13 protein-coding genes and 1 pseudogene are annotated in these 17862 nt (G+C 37.2%); 6 read left to right on the top strand and 8 right to left on the bottom strand.

The features are described from left to right. Positions 1 to 282 precede the first annotated feature (282 nt). On the bottom strand, positions 283 to 1317 hold the full coding sequence (locus FGD67_RS16835) for a LacI family DNA-binding transcriptional regulator (protein WP_257172227.1): 1035 nt from the start codon (positions 1315 to 1317) through the stop codon (positions 283 to 285). Positions 1318 to 1446: 129 nt separating this feature from the next. Beyond that, a complete protein-coding gene (gtfA, locus tag FGD67_RS16830; RefSeq protein ID WP_257172226.1) occupies positions 1447 to 2922 on the bottom strand; it encodes a sucrose phosphorylase in 1476 nt (491 codons plus the stop codon). A 383-nt stretch (positions 2923 to 3305) separates the two neighbouring features. Here gtfA and FGD67_RS16825 point away from each other — a divergent pair, with 383 nt between their 5' ends. The 5 genes from FGD67_RS16825 to FGD67_RS16800 all read left to right on the top strand — a co-directional run bounded on the left by FGD67_RS16825 (position 3306) and on the right by FGD67_RS16800 (position 11048). Further along, on the top strand, positions 3306 to 4679 hold the full coding sequence (locus tag FGD67_RS16825; protein WP_085328971.1) for an MFS transporter: 1374 nt from the start codon (positions 3306 to 3308) through the stop codon (positions 4677 to 4679). Between the two features lie 384 nt (positions 4680 to 5063). Continuing rightward, on the top strand, positions 5064 to 7484 hold the full coding sequence (locus tag FGD67_RS16820; protein WP_257172225.1) for a TonB-dependent receptor domain-containing protein: 2421 nt from the start codon (positions 5064 to 5066) through the stop codon (positions 7482 to 7484). Positions 7485 to 7560: 76 nt separating this feature from the next. Beyond that, the gene (locus tag FGD67_RS16815) at positions 7561 to 8517 is read left to right on the top strand and encodes a carbohydrate kinase (RefSeq protein WP_085328973.1); all 957 of its coding nucleotides are present in this window, start codon (positions 7561 to 7563) and stop codon (positions 8515 to 8517) included. A gap of 38 nt (positions 8518 to 8555) precedes the next feature. Then, the gene (gene pgi / locus FGD67_RS16810; protein ID WP_085328974.1) at positions 8556 to 10208 is read left to right on the top strand and encodes a glucose-6-phosphate isomerase; all 1653 of its coding nucleotides are present in this window, start codon (positions 8556 to 8558) and stop codon (positions 10206 to 10208) included. 318 nt (positions 10209 to 10526) lie between these two features. Then, a complete protein-coding gene (locus tag FGD67_RS16800; RefSeq protein ID WP_257172224.1) occupies positions 10527 to 11048 on the top strand; it encodes a tyrosine-protein phosphatase in 522 nt (173 codons plus the stop codon). Positions 11049 to 11717: 669 nt separating this feature from the next. Here FGD67_RS16800 and FGD67_RS16795 read toward each other — a convergent pair. From FGD67_RS16795 to FGD67_RS16775, 5 genes are all read right to left on the bottom strand, one after another. Further along, positions 11718 to 12029: a hypothetical protein gene (locus FGD67_RS16795; protein WP_257172223.1), complete on the bottom strand. Its 312-nt coding sequence runs from the start codon at positions 12027 to 12029 to the stop codon at positions 11718 to 11720. 50 nt (positions 12030 to 12079) lie between these two features. Beyond that, positions 12080 to 12952 carry a hypothetical protein gene (locus FGD67_RS16790; RefSeq protein ID WP_257172222.1) on the bottom strand — a complete coding sequence of 291 codons (873 nt, stop codon included), beginning with the start codon at positions 12950 to 12952 and terminating at the stop codon, positions 12080 to 12082. Between the two features lie 63 nt (positions 12953 to 13015). Further along, a complete protein-coding gene (locus FGD67_RS16785) occupies positions 13016 to 13540 on the bottom strand; it encodes a hypothetical protein (RefSeq protein ID WP_257172221.1) in 525 nt (174 codons plus the stop codon). 2 nt (positions 13541 to 13542) lie between these two features. Beyond that, positions 13543 to 14976, bottom strand: a complete 1434-nt coding sequence (locus FGD67_RS16780; RefSeq protein WP_257172220.1) for a DEAD/DEAH box helicase — start codon at positions 14974 to 14976, stop codon at positions 13543 to 13545. Then, the gene (locus tag FGD67_RS16775; protein WP_257172219.1) at positions 14973 to 15506 is read right to left on the bottom strand and encodes a hypothetical protein; all 534 of its coding nucleotides are present in this window, start codon (positions 15504 to 15506) and stop codon (positions 14973 to 14975) included. Before FGD67_RS16775 ends, FGD67_RS16780 begins: the two co-directional genes overlap by 4 nt. A 143-nt stretch (positions 15507 to 15649) precedes the next feature. Here FGD67_RS16775 and FGD67_RS16770 point away from each other — a divergent pair, with 143 nt between their 5' ends. Further along, a complete protein-coding gene (locus tag FGD67_RS16770; RefSeq protein WP_257172218.1) occupies positions 15650 to 15862 on the top strand; it encodes a helix-turn-helix domain-containing protein in 213 nt (70 codons plus the stop codon). Between the two features lie 729 nt (positions 15863 to 16591). Here FGD67_RS16770 and FGD67_RS16765 read toward each other — a convergent pair. Further along, a pseudogene (locus FGD67_RS16765) lies at positions 16592 to 17761 on the bottom strand (IS3 family transposase). Positions 17762 to 17862 lie beyond the last annotated feature (101 nt).

The following is a 17862-nucleotide window of genomic DNA, read 5'->3' as shown; positions in this document are numbered from 1 at the left end:
TGGTGATGAGCTATTGAGAGGTTTTGTGGCGTGGCTGATATCTAAAAACCTTAACATAGACGACCTTTTTATTAATAAAGAATCGACCTTAAAACAGTCAGCAAAGATACGAAAGCGGACATTAGCCTTGGCTTATCAAGCGATAAGTGAACCGACAAATAATACTTAAGTGAATTCAAAATATCAGACGCTAATGAGGTAAACAACATTGCTGGCATTTCAACGAACCTGACCCCACAGGTTTTAATTCACAATATCTAAGGCGGAACAATAAATAGTCGGTTAGCAACTTTTACCATGTTCTATGTGATAAGAAATCACAACTGAGTTAGTAGCTCTATTAATAAATAGCTCAGCAGCTTTAATGCCTTTCTCTTCACTATTTTGATGCACAGTAGTTATTGATGGAGTTGAGCGTAAAGCTTCATCAATGCCGTCAAAGCCAACCACTCTAATATCTTCAGGTACTTTAAGTCCCATTGCGTGAATTTCTTTAACTGCCGCCAAGGCAATAATATCACTCATGCAAAGTAAAACATCAGGACGAGGAGTTGATGTTAGCGCTTCTTTAGCCGCAATTACTGCAAAATGATGGTTACTTTTAGGAAGATTCCAAACACGATCCGACCTTAAATTAACATTCGAATCTTTAAGTGCTTGTCTGTAACCATTTAAACGCTGATGAGAGATAGAACACAAGGCATTACTCGTCATAGGTAATTCATATACACGACACGTTAGATCAGATTCTAGTAGCCTTAAGCCTAAAATGGCAACTTCATCATTGGTTGATTTAATGGCCAGCTTTGCGATCTCATAAGCCGCTTTTTCATTGTCTATTCCAACAGAGGCATTACGGTCTATATCAAAATCGGCAGTGACGACTTTTTTCGAGGTTACTCTCAGCTGTTCTATTAATTCAGGATTTCTCGGTGAGCCATAACAAATAAAGCCATCAACAAAATCAGCAACAGTATTAATGTTATCTGATATACCTGAAAACAAAAGTAAGTTGACTTTACTCTTCTCTAAAACCGACGAAACCCCCTTCACAAAGTCACTTGCTACCGGGTCTGTTACCATATATTCAAGGCTGTCTGGCAGCACCAAAGCCACAATATTCGACTGACCTTTTCTTAACGATTGGGCGGCTTTATTTGGACCTGTATAGCCTAATTTTTTGCACGATTCAAGAATATCAATGCGTTTATTTTTGGATAGTTGGTCAGGTCTATTGAATGCATTTGAAACGGTGGCATTTGATACCCCCAGTTCTTTAGCAACACTTTTAAGCGTCCAAACTTTCTTGTCAGTCATGTTTACCTTTTACCGTTATTTTAATAAAAACCAGCAATTATAGAGTTGCTGATTATTATACTACTGATTTTACTATATAAAAAACGCTGTATTAATATCTATTTAGCATTATATGTAATACATCATTGCTTACGACAAGTTCAACAGGTTATTTAAACTGATAGTACGAGAGCTATTATCTTCATTTATTTCAATATGTGCGACATTTTCTACTAAATCAACCATTAGCGTGATGCTCTGCTGCTCGTATTTCCAAGACATTTTTAATGTAGATTTTTCACTAACAATCGAAAATTCACCATTAAAAGCTGAACAATCATTACGTAATTTAATAAGTTCGATCATCGCTTTGGTAAACGGTTTCTTTAGCGCTGCTTCAATATTGGCACTATCAAGGTATGGACGGTTTATATCTCTGCCAACGTTCGAGTTTGATAATAATTCCATAGCATTCTTCTGAGCCAACAAACCTGCGTAATATACCTGCGGGATTCCTGGTGCAAAAAATTGAATAGCTCGGGCGACTAAATAGTCAAAATCACTTTGGCCAAGTGCATCGTAATAAGTACAATTTACTTGATATAAATCGACATTACTCGCGGCGGCTCCTGTTGCTTTTTGGCTTTCACCAGCGCTGTTAACATGAATAGTTTCCACGAGATTATCAATTTCATCATTATTAAGTAAGCCAGGTTTTCCATTCATAGGGCCCACATCAATGATACCAATGCCATCGTGTGTATCTAACACGGTAATACAATTTTTGGGTGAAATATTTAACCATTTTGTTAGTGCGGTAAAGTCTTTAGTAAAAATGCTATTTAACACTAAAGGCGGTAAAGCAAAGTCATAAACTCGATCAACGCGTTCTGCAATTTCAATTTGAGTTTGATAATAAGAGTGAATTTCTACCAGTGTTTCAATGCCTAAATCATTTGCTGCCTTACTTAGCTCATCAATGAACTCAAAGGTTTCATCTAGCATAAAGCAACTGGTTCCTGCTTTTTTAAGCGCATAACCTGCCGCATCTAAGCGGATCATTTTAATATTATTTTCAGAAAATGTTTTTAAAATACGATTTAAATATTCTTTACCTTTGTCTGATGTAATATCTATATCTATTTGATTATCAGTAAACGTTGTCCAAAAGTCGGCACTTTCATTATTAGGTAACGCAAAGTTGGTAAAGCAACTACCTGGTCTAGGGCGGTATATTTTGTCAGCATCACTTTTACTTAAGCCGTCAGGGAATACTTTATCTTTTGTTAAAAACAGATCCCAATACGGAGATTCTTTACCATACTGTAATACACTTTGAAATTCTTTAGACTTAGCCGACATATGATTAACGATAAGGTCGGCCATTAATTCATGTCCTTCACCTAATACTTTTATATCGTTCCAATTACCTAATCGGCTGTCAACTTGGGTGTGATCTATCGGGTCGAAACCTGCGTCACTACCGTCAATAGGGTAATAAAATGGTAATAAATGAATGCCAGAGAATAAATCTGCCAGTTGATCATTTAAAATATTGTTTAATGTTTTAGTATCTGAACCGGTTAACCTATCAATGTAGGTGATTAGCTGAACATTATTTTTCATAACTTTACCATTTAATTTCAAGTTGCATCTTAATCGATTAAGGCTTATGTTTATATACTATGCAACTTTAATCAAGAATAATTTTTACTTTTTAAGTTGTTAAGACGATAAGAATTGAATACGGTGTTAATTTTTTAGCTATTATTTTGCTAAAAGCCCTTTATTAAATAAATAGGATGTAGCGAGTCTATATGCATTTGCCTCTTTATTTGATAAAGCGCTTTAAATTTGTGGCTCAGTTAGCTTAAAAAACATCAACAAAAAAAATCAATCGTATTGCATGGTCAAATATACACACTACAAAACGTTAACTGTGTGGTTAACCTTTATTTAAAGTGTTGTTTAGTTTGGTGTTAAGGGTGTAGTTTGGGGGAATTATAATTATGAAAACAAGATTTAATACGGAGCCATTATCTTTTAAAGAAAAGGTAGGTTATGGCATGGGGGATATGGCTTCAAACTTCTATATGGGGTTCTTTGCGCTGTTCCTGCTTTATTATTACACGGATGTGTACGGTATTTCTGCTGCTGCTGCGGCAAGCATGTTATTGGTGACAAAAGTAATTGATGCCATTAGTGATCCTGCTATGGGCTTACTTGCAGATCGCACAACCACTAAGTGGGGCAAGTACCGACCTTACTTGCTTTGGATGGCAATTCCTTATGCATTGCTTGGTTACCTTTTATTTTTAGGTCCTGAATTTGGTGACACAGGTAAATTAATTTTTGCCTACGTATCTTATTCATTGGTCATGCTCGCTTATACCGCGATTAATGTTCCTTATTCAGGGCTCATGGCAGTTATTCATCCTGAATCAGGCGAGCGGACTAAAGCAGCACAATTTAGATTTATTTTTGCTTCAATAGGGTCGCTAGTGGTTGGAGCTTCCGCTAAACCTTTAGTTGAGTTTTTAGGTGGTGGTGATGAACTACTTGGTTTTCGCTTAACTATCATTTTATTTGCAGTGCTTTCCGTCGCCGTTTTTTGGTATACCTTTGCAGTTACTAGAGAAAGAGTAATGCCTAAAAAGCATGAGGCTAGTATCAAGGATGATCTGTCGACTTTACTGAAGAACAAGTCTTGGTTGATACTGGTTGGCACTGGGGTTTTTGTTGTTGTTGGCTTGGTTGCACGTTTTGCGTCAATCGCTTATTACACAAAATACTATATGAATGACGACGGAAGCAATGTGTTTTTGTGGATGGATCAAACCACATTTATTATTTCATGTGGTTTACTAGGCCAGCTATTTGGTGCCCTGATTACCCCTATGCTAGTCGCACGCTTTGAGAAACATAAATTAATGTTTGTTACTAATTTCTTCCATGCAATATTATTATTTTTTGGTTTTACAATCTCACCAGATAATGTCGCACTTACGACTATAGTTCACACGCTAGGGATTATTACCTTTGGTATTGCAATCACCTTATTATTCACCATGTATACCGATTGTGTGGAGTATGGAGAGTGGAAAACAGGTAACAATAGTGCAGGTTTAACGGTGTCAGCTTCTATGTTTTCATTGAAGTTTGGCTCTGCTGTAGGTGGTGCATTACCGGGTTTTATTCTTGCTGCATTTGGCTTTGTTGCTAATCAAACCCAAACACCTGAATCAATTGAAGGTATTCGTTATATGTTTAACATATTGCCCGCGGTATTCTTTTTTCTGGGAGCCGTGTTGATACTTTTCTATAAAATTGACCGTGCTCAATTAACACAAATTGAATGTGATTTAGCTGAGCGTCGTAGCTAAGCTAGCAAGGCTATGTAATATAAAGGGCAGAAGTGAAAATTTACTTATATCCTTTATTCGTTAACAGCTTAAGCAATCAATAAGCTGGTATAGGAGAAGAACTTTATAGGGATAAGCTCCCCAGGCATATACGGAGTTAAGTCGTATAGCTATTCAAAATTGATCTACAGCTAATAAACTAACAATAGCTGCTAGTTGCTCTATCTAAAAATCATCTTAGTTATCAATAAATAATAAAAATAAATAAATAAAATTTAAAAAGTGCTTGCAAAGTAATCATATTTTAAATAATAATCAAGCTTAATCGATTAAGTTGATTGCAGTATAAAACATAACTATTTTAATAATTAAAAACATACTATAAAAGCAACATGGGGTGACCAAATGCAACAGTTCACATATAAAAAATTACTATTGAGCACATTAACTTTAGCTATATGCTCAAGCTTAAGTGCCGCAGAAATAACCGATGAAGCCGCAGTAGAAAAAAAAGGCTTAGATTTTGAACGAATAGTTATAACGGGTGCTGCAGGTAAAGGCTCTACTGTTATGGCATCAAGTGTCTCGGTAAGTAGCTTGTCTGCTGATCAAATTGAAGTAACAACACCGAGAAGTTCAGCCGAAGCTTTTAGATCAATCCCTGGTATTCGCTCTGAATCGTCTGGTGGTGAAGGTAACGCAAATATTGCTGTACGTGGTCTTCCTGTGGCAGCTGGTGGCGCAAAATTCTTACAATTACAAGAAGATGGATTACCCATTTTACAATTTGGTGATATAGCTTTTGGTAATGCCGATATTTTCCTTAGACTCGATAGCACAATGTCATCAATCGAATCAATTCGTGGTGGTTCGGCTTCTACTCTCGCCACAAATGCTCCGGGCGGCATCATTAATATTATCAGTAAAACCGGTGAGTCTGATTCTGGTAGCATAGCAACAACCATTGGTTTAGATTACGATCATACCCGTACAGATTTTGAGTTTGGCGGCGAGCTAAACGACAGCACGTATTTCCATCTTGGTGGTTTCTATCGTCAAGGTGAAGGACCAAGAGAAGCGGGTTATACCGGTAATAAAGGCGGACAAATTAAAGCCAACATTACCAAAGAATTTGATAAAGGTTACGTGAGACTTTATTACAAGCATTTGGATGATAAAACCATTGCTTACTTACCCATGCCAGCCAGTTCAAATGGCAAGTCAGTGGGTAGTTTCGATCCTTCGTCTGATACGCCTCATTCAGCATATTTCACCTCAATATTAAGCACTGACGGTGATGGTAATCTTCGTCGTGCAGACATGCGTGATGGTATGAACCCAACGGTTGACTCTATTGGTTTAGAGGCTGTATTTGACTTAGGTAATGACTGGTCGATTGAAAACAGATTTAGAACGTCAAGCACGAAAGGTAGTTTTACCTCGCCATTTCCAGAAAGCATTCAAGATAGCCAAACGCTTGCTGATAGTTTAGCGGGTACAGGCGCGCAATTGACTTATGCTAATGGACCTCAACAAGGTAGTGCTTATACTGGCGCTAACTTAATGCGTATTCATACCTTTGATGTTGAAATGAGCAACTTAGATTTTATGGTTAACGACTTAAAAATCTTAAAAACTATTGGTGATACCAACATCACTTTTGGTTATTACAAGTCATTACAAAATATCGAGCAATCATGGCTTTGGAATTCTTACTTATCAGAAGTTAAAGGCGACAACGCAGCACTTGTTAATGTTGCAGCGGCTGACGGTACAAGCTTTTCTGATAGTGGTTTAATTGCTTATGGTGTTCCAGCGTGGGGCAATTGTTGTACACGTAACTACGACCTTCAATATGATGTAACAGCACCTTATATTGCCATTAACTCAGTTTTTGGTGATTTTACTATCGATGCAAGTGTTCGTCATGACAGCGGTGAAGCCACAGGTACATATGCTGGTGCAGTGCAATCTGAAATAGACATGAACAGAGATGGCGAGATATCAGTGCCTGAAATGAGCGTATCTTCAGTAAATAATAGTGCACCTTCTATTGTTAATTACGATTGGAGCTACACATCTTACTCAATTGGTGCTAACTACATTGTCAATGACGATTTAGCTGTTTTTGGCCGACTAAGCCATGGCGGTACCGCTAATGCTGACCGTTTAGCTTTTGGTAAAATTGCCGCTGATGGCTCAGTAGCCGATGAAGATGCTGTTGATGAAGTTGATCAGTTCGAAGCCGGCATTAAGTTTCGCCAAGATAAACTATCAGTATTTGCGACGGCTTTCTTTGCTGAAACACAAGAACAAAATTTTGAAGCAACAAGCCAAAAATTCTTTGACCGTGTATATGAATCATATGGTCTTGAGTTAGAAAGTGCTTACTACATCGGTAATTTTGACATTCGCGGTAACGTTACTTGGACTGATGCAGAAATTACCAAAGATGGCGTAAATGCAGCCTCAGTGGGAAATACACCAAGAAGACAAGCTGACTTTGTTTATTCACTAACTACCCGTTATAACTTTGAACAAGGCTCTGCGGGTCTTAGTTTAATAGGTACCTCAGAAGCTTATGCGCAAGATGGTGGTGATCAAAGTGCAGATGACATCCTTAAATTTGATGGCTACACGCAAGTAAATGCCTTCGCTCAATATTACCTTTCAGACACGTTTAGCATTGCTTTAAATGTTAATAACCTGTTTGACACTACAGGTATAACAGAAGCTGAAGAAGGTAACATTCCTGCGAATGATATTATCAGAGCAAGAACGATTAACGGCAGAACAAGTAGTATTACGCTTAAATACGACTTTTAATTTGTCATTAACAACGTAAGTAACAGTACAGTATGAACAAGCCCATTTTATATGGGCTTTTTTTCAAGGTGAATCTATGTTTTCTTTACTCAGTTATGGCGAAGTGTTGGTCGATTTTCTGCCAACGTCAGTCAATGACCCAAGTTATATTCCGTTAGCTGGAGGCGCGCCTGCCAATGTCGCAGTAGCCTATGCTAAGTTAGGTGGAACAGGATACTTTGCTGGAGGTATTAGCGAAGACAATTTTGGTAACATGCTCATGCAATCGCTAGAAAATGAAGGCGTTAATACCGATTTCGTTAAAAGAATAGAAGGCGCAAATACCGCATTAGTATTAGTTAGCTTAGACTCTCGTGGTGAGAGAACATTTAATTTCTATCGACATAATACTGCCGACATGCAATATGGCATATCTCAAGTTGATAAAATTAACTGGCAAAACATTGGTTTTTTTCATTTTTGTTCAAACACATTAACTAGCCAGCCAATGTATAGTGATACACTTTACGCGATAAGAAATGCTAAGAGAAATAACGTATTAATTAGCTTTGATGTAAATTTACGTCAACAGCTTTGGCATGACTTATCCCTATTGATGTCCCGAGTTGAAGCATGTATCGAAGCGAGCGATATAGTCAAATTGAGTAAAGACGAAGCCGAATACTTAGCAGAAATAAAGCAGGTTGATGTCAATTTTTATGTACAACAATTACTATTACTTGGCGCTAAACTTATTGTCATCACTGATGGTCCAAACCCTGTTCAAGTAACTTGCGCTAGTTTTTCAATAATGCTTACAGTACCTAAAATATCTCCCGTTGATACTACTGGAGCCGGTGATAGCTTTATTTCAGGATTTCTATTTTCACTCGCCAAATCTCTGGGAGAACATGAAAATATAAATTCATTATATGAAATTATTGAGCAACGTGAACACGTTTCTTCTGCGGTGTTATTTGGTGCTAACTGTGGTGCTTTTACCTGTCAGAAAAAAGGGGCCTTCACGGCATTACCACACTTAACTGATATCTAATATTCGACATAACTTATTGATACTTACCTAGGATCGACATGCAATCTAGAGAAAATCTTAATAGTTGGCAACAATTAACCAAACATGCGCAACTAATGAAAAATCAACAAATGAAGGACTTATTCGCCAAAGATAGCCAGCGATTTAGTAAATTTTCAATAAAACTGCCCTCTATACTATTAGATTATTCTAAAAATGCGATCACAGAAGAAACTATTACGCTATTAACCGATCTAGCCAAAGAGTGTGAAGTAGAAAAATGGCGTGAAAAAATGTTCAGCGGTGAACGTATCAACAAAACTGAAGATCGTGCTGTTTTGCATACAGCATTAAGGGATCATTCTAAAAGACCACTTTGGGTAGATGGCAAAAATATTTCAGAAGACATCGAAAAAACACTAGAACAAGTTAAAAAGTTTAGTGAAGATATTCGTCAAGGTTTATGGCGAGGATATTCGGGTAAGCGTATCACCGATATAGTAAATATTGGCGTTGGTGGTTCTAATTTGGGACCTCAAATGGTGACGGAGGCATTAAAAAGGTTTAGTGATAACTGCGTTAACGTCCATTATGTGTCGAATGTTGATGGTACTCAAATAGCTGAAGTACTACGGCCATTAAATCCAGAAAAAGTGCTATTTATTGTGTCGAGTAAAACATTTACTACGACAGAGACCATGTTAAACGCTAAAACAGCGATAAAGTGGCTAACGGCGTCTTCATTTGATCATTCCGTAATTGAAAAACATTTTATCGCCGTTACTGCCAATAAAGAAAACGCTATGAAATATGGCATATCTGCAGCAAACATCTTTGATATGTGGGATTGGGTGGGCGGACGATTTTCATTATGGTCTGCTATCGGCCTTCCTATTGCGATCAACCTTGGTTTTGATAATTTCAAAGCGCTATTAGATGGTGCTTATGAAATGGATTGCCATTTTTGTAATACACCAATAGAAAAGAATATTCCGGTAATATTAGCGTTATTAAGCCTATGGAATTGCACTTTTTTAGGTGCGCAATCCCAAGCTATTTTACCTTACGATCAATCCTTACACATGCTATCTGCTTATCTGCAACAAGCTGAGATGGAAAGTAATGGTAAATCGGTTAATTGGGATGGTGAAGCGATCACTTATCCAACCGTTCCTTCAATATGGGGAGAATTAGGTATTAATGGTCAACATGCTTTTTATCAATATTTACATCAAAGTAATAATATTGTTCCGGCCGACTTTATTGGTTCTGTAGAAAGTGTCACGCCTATTGAAGGGCACCATGAAGCACTTATGTCTAATTTTTTCGCGCAAACTCAAGCTTTAATGCTTGGTGTTAATGAACAACAAGTTAGGGACGATTTAATAGTAAAAGGACGCACACCTAGCTACATAGATAAAGTCGCACCACATAAAGTTCACAAAGGTAACCGGCCAACCAATACTTTATTAATGAATAAAATTTCGCCATTTACCCTTGGTAGTTTAATTGCTATTTACGAACATAAAATATTTGTTCAAGGCATTATTTTGCAAATATGCTCTTTTGACCAATGGGGAGTAGAACTGGGTAAAGGTTTAGCCAGTAGAGTTGAAAAAGAGCTTCATAATAACTCTATTGCCTCCACTCACGATAGCTCTACCTATAATCTTATGATGCATTATGAAGAAGTAAAAAATCGCACCAAATAGAAAAACATCTAAGTTCTGTTGATCTTTCGCGGTTAAATTTCGTTCGAGATAAAAGCGTTTTAATCGCGTCGGATAGTATGCAGCCTAGTCACTCTAAGCAAATACTACTCAACAAAGAGTAAAACGTTTTTAGCCGAAACCTTCGGACAGCGTTTGTTGGCTATTTTTACAGCGTTATCGCCTTTTTTATGTGGAATAACCACATTACAAAGGCTCTGTCTTTTATAAATCCCCAGCAAACGAATGTAAACTAATCTCGAAAGATCAACAGACCCTATTATTACCCAAAACAGTTTTTGCTTTAGATACAGAAGTCTTATGAATAAACACCCTTACTACTCGATATATATAGAAAATGGAGCACGAATTATTTTAACACCGTGTCCAGGAACAAAAAGCGTTGAGTTAAACGAATCGCTAAAAGACCTGAAACAGGCAGGTACAACAGTATTGTTGACACTGATGTCTGATGAAGAGATGACAGAAAATCAAATAGAGTTCATTCCTCAATTGTGCAAACAGCAACAAATTACTTGGTTACAGTTACCTATAGTCGATGATGATGTGCCAAATAAAGTATTTGAAAATAAATGGAAGCAATATCAAGCACTCATATTAGCCACGATTATCAATGGAGGCTGTCTAACAATTCACTGCAAAGGTGGTAAAGGAAGGACCGGATTAGTCGCGGCAATGATTTTAACTTGCTACGGCTGGCCAATTGAAAAGGTAATTAGCTGTATTCAAAATGTTCGGCCTGAAGCCTTAAAAGTCAAAGAACAATTAGCTTATCTCCGATATTTCTCAGAACAGAAAGAATGGAACCTTTATAAAAGCTGATTCATTCGATCATTATTTTAATCTCTGTGGGTTTAATTCCTCGCCGCTTACGGCGTAAGGAATTTACATTCACTAATTAGGATACCCCTCTTCGCATAGCTAATTAGAGCCTAAGCGAAGCTTGTTATAAACTCTATCTTCAAACAATATAACATTTTGCTTCGACCATGCTTCATCTGTGGGCGTTAGTCGGGGAGTGATAATCCCCTTAATTTTTTTGCGAAGTTTATTATATGAAATTACCACATACAAAGATCAACAGACCTCAATATAGGATAAATAATATGGAAAGTTTCACTTGGAACTTCGGGGTCAGGTTCTTTGCAATGTCGGATCAAACGACAAAATCATTAGGTCGGATTGAGGCTCTGAACTGTCGTTAGTAACTCAAGAGCTTAGGTCAGCTATTGGCTAGGAGCCGAAGTACCAATTTAGCCACTCGAAGCTTCCGCTTAGCGCATGTAGGGGTTAAATAAATGGTTTATTCTTCTTGAACTATAATAAACTTATGTGTGTCTCTATTTTATAATAGTCACCATAAATGAGTAATATGGCGACTTTTCAAGTTTTATTTAAAGTATTTGTCTGACAGAAAGCCTCATGTAATTGTTTGACTTAAGCTTCTTTGATATTTCATTTAGTTGCTGTCAGTATAGTTACTTATTCAATTCAATGCATGGTACTTTCTTGCCATAAACCCTGCTTATCTACAGGCAATTCTTCTTTAGTCATAAATACTCGTATCTTGAGAATTTCACCATCTTTTCTCGAACATTCACAAACCATAAGGCCTAAGGTATCCATTGACGCTGTTTCCCAGTTCATAAAACTGCCATGTGACTTTCTCTTTCGCGTTAACCGTTTATCATCTGCTCGTAGTTTTATCATTTGCAGAGCAAATTCAAAACTCATATCACAAATCTTAGCAAGGCGATGAATTCGAGTGTAATAAGCTTTATGTTTCCTGAGCATTCTTTTCATATTTATTATTCTTTTATCTTATTAAATGCTTAATAATTAACTAGTTAGGATCATGAGAACTGCTTAAGTTTTTCAGCCAATACATTATCTTCAACATGAAAAAGTTCAGGGCATGGCTGTTGAAGGTTGATGGCATTTATTAGTAACTGTCCCAGCCGTAATTCAGGGTATTTAGCCTGCACATTGGCAATACTTTCTAGCAGGTGATTGGCATCATCAAGGTTACTATCAGCCAAAGCAGAATCTCTCGAACTCTCATCATCAATATTTGTATTGATAGCTATGCTGGATAACATGCCACTCGCAGTTTGTTCTTCGTCACAAGTAAACTTGGATTTAAAACTTAACCGGTGAGGCATAAAATCATCATCCGCTAAGGGCGCTTCTTCAAAAAAACTGTTCCAATCTTTTTTCTCATAAACACAAATCAGGTCGGCAAGTTGATGAAGCTCATTACCTTCAGCTGATTCATACTGCGCATCCCAAAGTTGTTCTACACGTTTCAGTGCAACCGTTAACTCATTATTATTGGTGATTTTATTTTTCAATAATAACTCCTGTGCTGCCAACCTTAAGTCGCAGTTATCTTTTAGCTGACCTGCTTTAGTCTTTGATTGGCAAATTACATCAAAAATATTGCTATATTCAAGCTGTTCTTTATCACTACTTTCACTGTATTCAGTAGGAGCATTGCTTTCATCCGTTACCCTGAGAGTGTCGCCACACATATCCGCAAAACATTGTTGGCATAAATCGATTTCAATCTGTTTACCATCGCCATGAATCGAGCTATAGCCGCAATGATGCGCTATTGAAATAAACTCATGAAACTCATAGTCCCCGTCAGCACTTGCTTGTAACCCACAACCATCACAAACCACAGCTGTTAGTTCTTGCGTAGTGACCGTTTTAAACGTTCTCATCACTGCTCCTATTGATTATTGTTAATATTCCCCATGATTAATGGCATTAAGTTTATTAACTATTTATTTTTTTTGACCCAATCGGTTTTGCCAAAACTGCTCTGAAACGCCCGTGACCTCTGCAAGCTTATTAATTAAATATTGAGTGATTGCTAATTCATCCTCTCTAAACAGATGAAATTCTTTTGCAGTCAAACCGAGCATTTCTTGAGCTTGCTTATCGGATAGTTGATGAGTTCTTTGCCAACGAATAAACAAACTAGAAAAATAAATACTTCGGGAGCCCTTAGCTGCTTGTGGTAAATCCTCATCTAATTTTAGTGTATAGCAATAAATACTATGCCCTTGTCCAATGCGAAGTGACTTTCCATCGGGTTTTAAATACAGCAGCTCCTGAGTAATCATCTCTCGGGCGCAATTTTTTATTTCTGCCACATATTGTTCAATAGGAGCACAATTTATATTGCCCATACCACCATTAACAATGATGTATAGTTGGCTTTCATCTATTGTATCAACACCGACATGTAACCAATCAGGATGGTTGGGTCGCTCTAATCGAGCCTTAAATTTTTCGACCGTTAACATAACTACCTCAATTCACTCAGCCCCAAAGCGATAGACTCTTGTTGAAATCGACCAAATATATTAACGACTTTTTCATATGAGCTTGTTAAAAAATGTTCTTCAACAATATCACTAGTTTCGTCAAATATTTGATGATCATTAACAGTATCAAATCCATTAAGCTTTAATTTTGCTTTAGAGCTAACGTCCGATACCTTACCGAATATAATAGTACCTGAAGTCTCACCATCTACATCCTCTTCAACACTAGCTTTCATCTTTTCAAACTTAACTACATCAGCTTCAAATGGTACATCTTGCTTAACTCGATACGCATACTCCAAGAGCTTAGGTTCAGCCGGCATATACATAACCGCTTCTTGATTCTTTGAGCCAGTCATTCTGAGTATTCTCCCCAATATCTGTCTAAAGTGCATTTCAGTTTTGATATTGGTGAGGTGGCAACAAACCTGTAATCGAGGGATATTAGTTCCCTCACTTATCATCCCTACTGAAATGACCCATTTAGTTTGTGCATATCTAAACTGTTGAATAATATTGGTTGGCTCATTTTCTCTGTAAGTAACTACAACGGCATCTTCGTTAAAGCAGACTTTCATTAACATTGAAATCTGTTTTGCATGCTCAACAGATGACGCAACAATTAATCCTGCGGCGTCAGCGTTTTTAGCTCTAATCGCACTTAGTTTTTTCTGTGCAGACGAAATTACGTATTTAATAACTTTTTCATTTTCAATAATATCCTGATACGGAATGATTGATTGCGATAATAAACACTTAAAGCTAGTAAACGTTTTCGTCTCATCGTCATCAACAACAGAAATATTATTATTATCTACAGCAATTATCTGCGGTATACGGCAAACATCATCTTGAATAGCCTCAGCAAGCCCATAAACGTAATCACATGATATTTTGTTGCTAGGATGCATATAGTTTGAAAGAACGATAGGAGCAGCATCTGAGCGCCAGGGTGTACCTGTTAACGCCAATGTATATTTAGCTTTATCTTGAATGTTTAATATTATTTGTTCTCCCCATGCATTCGCATTATCAATATTAGAACCCGCACAATGGTGGATCTCATCAAAGATCACGAATACTCGATACCTATGGAATAGCTGCCAAAAATTATTATCGAGATACTGTAAGTTTTGGTAGGTAAGAGAATGTCCTTTAGCCCCAAGTAAACCATCGAATCGTTCATTAATTCTCAACTGCAAACTTTGACTGAAATCTTGAGAAACAATGGAAGAAGGTGAAAAACAAATAATTAAATCAATCAGGCTGTTTTTTAATAACTGATCAGCTAATTCAGATGCCATCAAAGTTTTACCGGCACCAGGTGTTGCTAAGGCTAAAAAGTGGCTATTGCCACTCAGATATTGGTTCATTGCTAAATCGACACATTCTGTTTGCCACTTTCTTAGTTTCATTTTTTCTCTATCTTTTTATTTTCATTAATCAGGTTTTCTACCGCTTTTATTTTTCCAAGTAATCTAGAGTTATGTTCTCGAGCACTATTATATTGAGGTTGCAAAAGCTCATGTAGGTTAGGAAAGTCATTGAAAAGCTGTTTATATTCACCTGACTCTCCATAACTAATCAGTAATTCGCTTTTATATTGATTCAAACGATCTAATAGAATTTTTTGAATGTTTTTTGATGGCAGATGTACTGTATCATTTGTATTTTCCTCATTGGTCTCTTTGCAAGTAATTGCATTTACATTAAAGAGTTCTGTTTTAATGAAAGTAGCAATTTCTTTCTTCTTTGAAACTGTTTTTCTCAGCCATCTCTTTTTTAATAACTTAACTATCTCCGCATAAACAAACCGACGGGCGAAACTAGGATCTAAGTTTTTATCAGGGTGCAGGGTAATATATGCTGCTCTTAACTCTACTGCCGAAAAATGGTCAAAGTTAGGTGCTGAAATTATTTGGCCCAGCAATCTGTTTAGTTTCATTTTGTATCCAAGGGAGGTATTAAAGTAAAGTTATTGAAGCTTCAGGTTTTAGATATTTCAGTATATCACTAAAATACCGATTATATTCGGTGGAGTTACTAACTTCAACTCTAGATAGTTTGTCTTCTCTTTGGAGGAGATTAATGGAAAGTAAAAAATTAGCTATCGAGTTTGGTAATAAAGTAAGAAACAAGCGCAAATCCCTTGGAATTACTCAAGAGAATTTAGCGCTTCGTTGTAAATTTGATCGTACTTATGGTGGAATAATTGAGCGAGGCGAAGTTAATATTACACTTGAAAAAGTTTACCGACTTGCAGCTGTTTTAGAGTGTGATGTAAAAGAATTGCTCCCATGATATTTGGCATTCTATGTCTTTTAATAGTCAACATCCTTTATCGTATACACAAAAAATTATTGCTAACCATTCAATTGCACTCAAAAGTACCACTTTAAAAACGACAGGAATTCGCTATCAAGTTGACATTGTGTGTAAATATGAATTGCTAACTTTTGCCACGAAGTCATTAGGATTCGATGGCTATCACTTTAAAACAGCATCCATATACGGGAAAAAGAAGCAATATCCCTGAAATCATTCTTGTTAAGGGGGCAGAAAGAGCGACTTCAGAAATAGAGGACATCCTAAGCCTTGAAGCATTGTTGCAAATGAAAATGCAAAGCATACTTAGGAGTCGTATGTACAGGTAGGAGCATTTCAGCTTAAACTCATTTAAAATAGTATTCCTGCAAAGCTAGTTACTATTAATAATGCAAGCTTCAAATACTCTCCAGTCGCAATATTTGCAACAGATGAAAGCCTCCCAAATATTAAAACTTTGCAGTTTAGCGGTCTGTCCCCTTTCAAAATGTATGAACAAAAAACAGAAAAGAAAGTTGGCTATATCATCTAATAGGGTAGCCAGAGGTATCTAGCCTCCAGACCACCGTACATATGATTCCACACAGGCCGTTTATTCTAGATAAACGAATTGACCTTACTTGATCACCATATCTTTAAACGGTAAAGACATTTTTTGTCGGATAGTTAAGCTGTGACATGGTCAACTAAATTCAGACACCCTAGTTAAGCAACCATTTTTAAATCCACATTCATTAACTCAAAATTATTAGGACTGTGGTAATCCAAGTAAGAATGAAGTCGATAGCTGTTGTACCACATCGTTATGTAATTCAATATATCTTGCTGTGCCTCTGAGCGCGTTTGGTAACTTTTCCAATGTACTCGTTCTTGCTTTAAGCTTCCGAAGAAGCTTTCGGCTACCGCATTATCCCAACAGCAGCCTTTTTTGCTCATACTACCAACCAACCCGTGAGACGTTAATAATCGACGATATTCATCACTGGCATACTGAACTCCCTGATCTGAATGAACGATCAGACCAGCTTTTAGGCTGTCGCTGCCATAACGCCATCGTTAATGCATCACAAACAAGCTTAGCTTTCATTCTAGAGCCCATGCTCCAACCAACAACCTTGCGAGAATATAAATCAATTACAACGGCAAGGTATAGCCAACCTTCGGATGTCCAAACGTAGGTGATGTCCTGAACCCACCCTTGATTAGGCTTTTCTAGGTTGAAATTCTGTTCAAGTTTATTTTCATATACAGGCTTTTTATGTTTACTGTTCGTGGTCGCCTTGTACTTTTTTTTGTAACGAACCCAAACATCAGCTTCCTTCATCAACTGAGCAGCTTTTCTTCGACTCACAGGAAAGCTAAGCGCGTTCAATACCTTTTGCATGCGACGAGAGCCATACGTATTGTCACTATACTCAGCCGCACTTCTAATCCATTCAAGCATTTCTTCATGCTCAGGATCTACAACATTATCTTGATTCCGTTTTTGATAACTGTAGTAATTACTGCTGGTTACCCCCAGCAACGGACACATTACCGCCACTGGCCAGGTCTTCTTATATTGGGTGATAAACGAATATATTACTTCGTTTCGTTTGCAAAGAAGACCGTCGCTTTTTTTAATATATCGCGCTCCATTTTAAGGCGCTTATTTTCTTCTCGTAATTGACGAAGCTCTAACTGTTCAGGGGTTAACTTGCCATTACCACGAAAAGCTTGACCATCATCACTTTCTGATTCTTTGATCCAGCGACCAAGCATATTAGGGTTAAGTCCCAAATTTCTTGCTGCTTCTGCTTGGTTGTAACCTTGCTCTTTGACTAAAGCAATGGCATCTAATTTAAATTCTTTTGAATATTTTTTACGTTTTGTCATTTTCGATCTCCAGTTAAGTTCATTATCTCTTAACTGGGGTAGTCGAATCTATTAAACCACGTCACTGAGCCGTCCGAGACAACTAGAGACCGTATTGCTAG

The organism is Colwellia sp. M166, from assembly GCF_024585285.1.
In the GTDB taxonomy this organism is placed as follows: Bacteria; Pseudomonadota; Gammaproteobacteria; order Enterobacterales; family Alteromonadaceae; genus Cognaticolwellia.
Note: the sequence above shows the minus strand (reverse complement) of the source record. Positions and strands in the feature narration are given on the sequence as shown.

Excerpts from the sequence above, each read along its gene's own strand:
- FGD67_RS16835 (WP_257172227.1), bottom strand. The coding sequence starts at position 1,317 with ATGACTGACAAGAAAGTTTGGACGCTTAAAAGTGTTGCTAAAGAACTG.
- gtfA (WP_257172226.1), bottom strand. The coding sequence starts at position 2,922 with ATGAAAAATAATGTTCAGCTAATCACCTACATTGATAGGTTAACCGGT.
- FGD67_RS16825 (WP_085328971.1), top strand. The coding sequence starts at position 3,306 with ATGAAAACAAGATTTAATACGGAGCCATTATCTTTTAAAGAAAAGGTA.
- FGD67_RS16820 (WP_257172225.1), top strand. The coding sequence starts at position 5,064 with ATGCAACAGTTCACATATAAAAAATTACTATTGAGCACATTAACTTTA.
- FGD67_RS16815 (WP_085328973.1), top strand. The coding sequence starts at position 7,561 with ATGTTTTCTTTACTCAGTTATGGCGAAGTGTTGGTCGATTTTCTGCCA.
- pgi (WP_085328974.1), top strand. The coding sequence starts at position 8,556 with ATGCAATCTAGAGAAAATCTTAATAGTTGGCAACAATTAACCAAACAT.
- FGD67_RS16800 (WP_257172224.1), top strand. The coding sequence starts at position 10,527 with ATGAATAAACACCCTTACTACTCGATATATATAGAAAATGGAGCACGA.
- FGD67_RS16795 (WP_257172223.1), bottom strand. The coding sequence starts at position 12,029 with ATGAAAAGAATGCTCAGGAAACATAAAGCTTATTACACTCGAATTCAT.
- FGD67_RS16790 (WP_257172222.1), bottom strand. The coding sequence starts at position 12,952 with ATGAGAACGTTTAAAACGGTCACTACGCAAGAACTAACAGCTGTGGTT.
- FGD67_RS16785 (WP_257172221.1), bottom strand. The coding sequence starts at position 13,540 with ATGTTAACGGTCGAAAAATTTAAGGCTCGATTAGAGCGACCCAACCAT.
- FGD67_RS16780 (WP_257172220.1), bottom strand. The coding sequence starts at position 14,976 with ATGAAACTAAGAAAGTGGCAAACAGAATGTGTCGATTTAGCAATGAAC.
- FGD67_RS16775 (WP_257172219.1), bottom strand. The coding sequence starts at position 15,506 with ATGAAACTAAACAGATTGCTGGGCCAAATAATTTCAGCACCTAACTTT.
- FGD67_RS16770 (WP_257172218.1), top strand. The coding sequence starts at position 15,650 with ATGGAAAGTAAAAAATTAGCTATCGAGTTTGGTAATAAAGTAAGAAAC.